Here is a 1,681-nt window from a genome sequence, read left to right as displayed (position 1 = left end):
CGAAAGATTTGGTCGCGTTCTCACAATACTCTCATAAATATTTTCGGCCCGGCGGCAACGGTGTCGCCGGGCAATGAATTTTCTGCTCTTGATCTATGCAGCACAGCCGTGTAAGAGCATTTTTCATTTTGGGTAAGCGTGATTTTTTCCGTTTTTCTTGAGGGCTGCCAGTTTTGCGTTGCACGAATCGATGCCCGCAAGCAAAGAGTCGAGCATTGCACCAAGTGCGATCAGGTTTGATTTAACCAACGCTAAAACGGACACAACTGCCATGAGTCAACCTGGTAAGAGTTGCGGCGATATGCCCGCCGAAGAATTCCGCCAATTTGGGCATCAGCTCATTGATTGGGTTGCCGATTACTTGAGAGATATCGGTCAACATCCGGTTTTCCCCGGCAACCTCCAGCCAAAAGATATTCGCCGCCTGCTGCCTGCTTCTCCGCCGCAGCAAGGCGAAGACATGACGAAAATTCTCGCTGATATTGATCGCATCATTATGCCGGGCATGACCCACTGGAATCATCCGCGCTTTTTTGCGTATTTCACCTCCTCGGCCAGCGGCCCGGGCATTCTCGGTGATATGCTTGCAACCGCGTTCAACATCAACGGCATGCTGTGGCAATCCTGTCCTTCGGCAACCGAGCTTGAAGAAGTCACGCTGGGCTGGCTGCGACAAATGCTGCACTTGCCAGAAGATTTCTGGGGCATCATCTTTGATGGCGCTTCGATGAGCACGATGCACGCACTTGCGGCAGCGCGTGAACAGTGTGTTGATCTGCAAATTCGTGCTCGCGGCATGACAGGCCGGGACGATTTGCCCAGGCTGCGGCTCTACGTTTCCGAGTACACGCACTCGTCAATTGACAAAGCCGCATTGCTCATCGGTATTGGCATGTCAGGCATTCGCCGCATTCCAGTGGATGATGAATTTCGCATGCAGCCCGCAGCGCTGGCGGCAGCGATTGCCGAAGACCGGCGCGCCGGCTGGCTTCCGTTCTGTGCTGTGGCCACGGTGGGTACCACCTCTTGTACGAGCATCGACCCGGTTCCGGAAATTGCCGCAATCTGCACCCGCGAAAATGTTTGGTTGCACGTCGATGCGGCGCACGGCGGCATTGCGGCGATTGTGCCGGAAATGCGCCACCTGCTCGCCGGTTGTGAAAACGCGGACTCTCTCGTGGTGAATCCCCACAAATGGATGTTCGTGCCCATGGGGCTGAGTGTCCTCTACACGCGCAAGCCCGAGGTGTTGCGCCGCGCCTTCAGTCTCGTGCCGGAATACTTGCGCACCGCGCAAGATGAGGAGGTGACGAACTACATGAATTACGGCATTCCGCTGGGCCGGCGTTTCCGCGCGTTGAAATTTTGGTTCGTCATGCGCTATTTCGGGATCGAGGGCATTGTGACGCGCGTGCGCGAACACCTGCGGCTCGCACAGTTGTTTGCAAAATGGATCGACGAGCATCCCGCTTTTGAACGCCTCGCGCCCGTGCCGCTGAGCACAATTTGTTTTCGCGCGCATCCGCAAGGCGTTGAGGAGGTCAGCGCGTTGAATCGCCTCAACGAACAACTCCTAAGGGCCATCAATGAAACCGGCGAGGCGTTTCTCTCGCACACCAAATTGAACGATTGCTTTGTCATACGACTCGTGATCAGCCATTTGCGCGTCACTGAAGCTGAG

1 protein-coding gene is annotated in these 1,681 nt (G+C 55.5%); it reads left to right on the top strand.

What is annotated here, in order from left to right:
* Positions 1-190: 190 nt before the first annotated feature.
* A partial coding sequence (locus FBQ85_30080; GenBank protein ID MDL1879381.1) for an aminotransferase class V-fold PLP-dependent enzyme occupies positions 191-1,681 on the top strand: 1,491 nt, incomplete at its 3' end.

It is taken from the genome of Cytophagia bacterium CHB2, assembly GCA_030263535.1.
Lineage (GTDB): Bacteria > Zhuqueibacterota > Zhuqueibacteria > Zhuqueibacterales > Zhuqueibacteraceae > Coneutiohabitans.
Note: the sequence above shows the minus strand (reverse complement) of the source record. Positions and strands in the feature narration are given on the sequence as shown.